The following is a 3,292-nucleotide window of genomic DNA, read 5'->3' as shown; positions in this document are numbered from 1 at the left end:
GATGGAAGAAGAGTTGCAACAAGTGAGAAGCAAGAAGCAGGGAAAGCCCTCGACCGATTCGTATCCGTCAGCTGAACACATTGCTGTGCTTACACCCCGGACCGATCTACCTTGTCATCTGCAAGGGGTCTTACTTCCACGAAGGAATGGGAAATCTCATCTTGAGGGGGGCTTCGCGCTTAGATGCTTTCAGCGCTTATCCCGTCCGCACCTGGCTACCCAGCGGTGCTCCTGGCGGAACAACTGGTACACCAGAGGTGCGTCCATCCCGGTCCTCTCGTACTAGGGACAGCTCCTCTCAAATTTCCTGCGCCCGCGACAGATAGGGACCGAACTGTCTCACGACGTTCTGAACCCAGCTCGCGTACCGCTTTAATGGGCGAACAGCCCAACCCTTGGGACCTACTTCAGCCCCAGGATGCGATGAGCCGACATCGAGGTGCCAAACCTCCCCGTCGATGTGGACTCTTGGGGGAGATAAGCCTGTTATCCCCGGGGTAGCTTTTATCCGTTGAGCGATGGCCCATCCACACGGAACCACCGGATCACTAAGTCCGACTTTCGTCCCTGCTCGACTTGTCGGTCTCGCAGTCAAGCTCCCTTCTGCCTTTGCACTCTGAAAGCGCGATTTCCGACCGCGCTGAGGGAACCTTGGAGCGCCTCCGTTACCTTTTAGGAGGCGACCGCCCCAGTCAAACTGCCTGCCTGACACGGTCCTCCCGCCGGATGACGGCGGTGAGTTAGAACCCCGATACGACCAGAGTGGTATCCCACCGATGTCTCCACCGAAGCTGGCGCTCCGGCTTCGCCGACTCCCACCTATCCTGTACAAGTCGTACCTGGATTCAATATCAGGTTGCAGTAAAGCTCCACGGGGTCTTTCCGTCTTGTCGCGGGTAACCAGCATCTTCACTGGTACTACAATTTCACCGGGTCTCTCGTTGAGACAGCGCCCAGATCGTTACGCCTTTCGTGCGGGTCGGAACTTACCCGACAAGGAATTTCGCTACCTTAGGACCGTTATAGTTACGGCCGCCGTTTACTGGGGCTTCGGTTCAAAGCTTCGCCTGACAGGCTCCCCAAAAAGTAATACTTTTTGGGGGGTCAAGCTGACTTTTCCCCTTAACCTTCCAGCACCGGGCAGGCGTCAGCCCCTATACTTCGCCTTGCGGCTTTGCAGAGACCTGTGTTTTTGCTAAACAGTCGCCTGGGCCTCTTCACTGCGGCCCCCTCGGGCTTTCACCCTGACGGGGCACCCCTTCTCCCGAAGTTACGGGGTCATTTTGCCGAGTTCCTTAACGAGAGTTCTCCCGAGCACCTTAGGATTCTCTCCTCGCCTACCTGTGTCGGTTTACGGTACGGGCACCTGAAACCTCCATAGAGGCTTTTCTTGGCAGTGTGAGATCAAGAACTTCGGTACTGCAATTTTCCCTCGCCATCACAGCCTGGCCTTGAAGGAACGGATTTGCCAATCCCTTCAGCCTCACTGCTTGGACGCGCACATCCAGTCGCGCGATTCTCTACCCTCCTGCGTCCCCCCATCGTGCAAACGGAATCAGGTGGTACAGGAATTTCAACCTGTTGTCCATCGCCTACGCCTTTCGGCCTCGGCTTAGGTCCCGACTAACCCTGAGCGGACGAACCTTCCTCAGGAACCCTCAGGCTTTCGGTGGAAGGGATTCTCACCCTTCTTTTCGCTACTCATACCGGCATTCTCACTTCCAGGCGCTCCACCACTTCTCGCGAAGCAGCTTCGCTGCTGCCTGGAACGCTCCCCTACCATGTCGCCACATTCACTCCAGCTTTCACAGGTGTTTTCGGCGAATGTTCCTTCGCCGACGAAAAGAATGAAAGACAGAGTGAATGCGGCAACATCCACAGCTTCGGTGAACCGTTTAGCCCCGTTACATTTTCGGCGCAGAGTCACTTGACCAGTGAGCTATTACGCACTCTTTGAATGGTGGCTGCTTCTAAGCCAACATCCTGGTTGTCTGGGCAACTCCACATCCTTTGCCACTTAACGGTTACTTCGGGACCTTAGCTGGTGGTCTGGGCTGTTTCCCTCTTGACTGCGGATCTTCGCACTCGCAGTCTGACTCCCGGAGGACAAGTCGATGGCATTCGGAGTTTAACTGAGTTCGGTAACCCTGTGGGGGCCCCTAGCCCAATCAGTGCTCTACCTCCATGACTTCGCTTCCGAGGCTAGCCCTAAAGCTGTTTCGGGGAGAACCAGCTATCTCCGAGTTCGATTGGCATTTCACCCCTACCCACACCTCATCCTATGGTTTTTCAGCACCAACAGGTTCGGGCCTCCATTCCGTGTTACCGGAACTTCACCCTGGACATGGGTAGATCACTCGGTTTCGGGTCAACGGCTGCATACTCTCTCGCCCTGTTCAGACTCGCTTTCGCTGCGGCTCCGGCTTCCCGCCTTAACCTTGCATGCAACCGTTACTCGCCGGTTCATTCTACAAAAGGCACGCCGTCATCCCTGCCGGGGTTCCCCGCAAAGTAATACTTTGTGGGGCGGCTCGGGGACTCCGACTGCTTGTAAGCACACGGTTTCAGGTTCTGTTTCACTCCCCTCCCGGGGTGCTTTTCACCTTTCCCTCACGGTACTGGTTCACTATCGGTCGCCAGGGAGTATTTAGCCTTGGGAGGTGGTCCTCCCTGCTTCCCACGGGGTTTCCCGTGTCCCGTGGTACTCAGGATCCGTCCCGGAGGGCTGCGGATTTCGGTTACAGGGCTGTTACCTTCTGTGGCCGGTCTTTCCAGATCCACTTCACCTGTCCGTTGCCTTTCTTACTCCGTACGGGACGTCCTGCAACCCCGATTGGCAAAGCCAATCGGTTTGGGCTGTTCCCGTTTCGCTCGCCGCTACTCAGGGAATCGCTTTCGGCTCCCACTTTCACGGGAACCGCTTTTGCTTTCTCTTCCTCAGGGTACTTAGATGTTTCAGTTCCCCTGGTCTGCCTCCTGCCATCCTATGGATTCAGATGGCGGTACCAGTTCTTCCAACTGGTGGGTTCCCCCATTCGGAAATCCTCGGATCCAAGCTTACTTACAGCTCCCCGAGGCATATCGGTGTTCGTCCCGTCCTTCATCGGCTCCTGGCGCCAAGGCATCCACCGTGTGCCCTTAGTAGCTTACCCTGCATTTTTGCTCCTTGGAGATTACTTCTCCCGGTGATTGCAACTTGACGAATGACGCGGAAAAGGATCTGTTGATCCATCTCCTCTTTCGTCATGCTTCTTCCATATCTCATTTTCAAGGTGCGTACTCTTCATTTAAA

General features: G+C 55.7%; 1 rRNA gene. It reads right to left on the bottom strand.

Features of this window, described 5'->3' with window-relative positions:
• Positions 1-37 precede the first annotated feature (37 nt).
• Positions 38-3,152 (bottom strand): 23S ribosomal RNA (locus tag H2C83_RS12840).
• Between the last annotated feature and the right edge of the window lie 140 nt (positions 3,153-3,292).

It is taken from the genome of Thermoactinomyces mirandus (assembly GCF_013868055.1).
In the GTDB taxonomy this organism is placed as follows: domain Bacteria; phylum Bacillota; class Bacilli; order Thermoactinomycetales; family Thermoactinomycetaceae; genus Thermoactinomyces; species Thermoactinomyces mirandus.
This window is presented reverse-complemented; position numbering and strand designations above follow the sequence as displayed.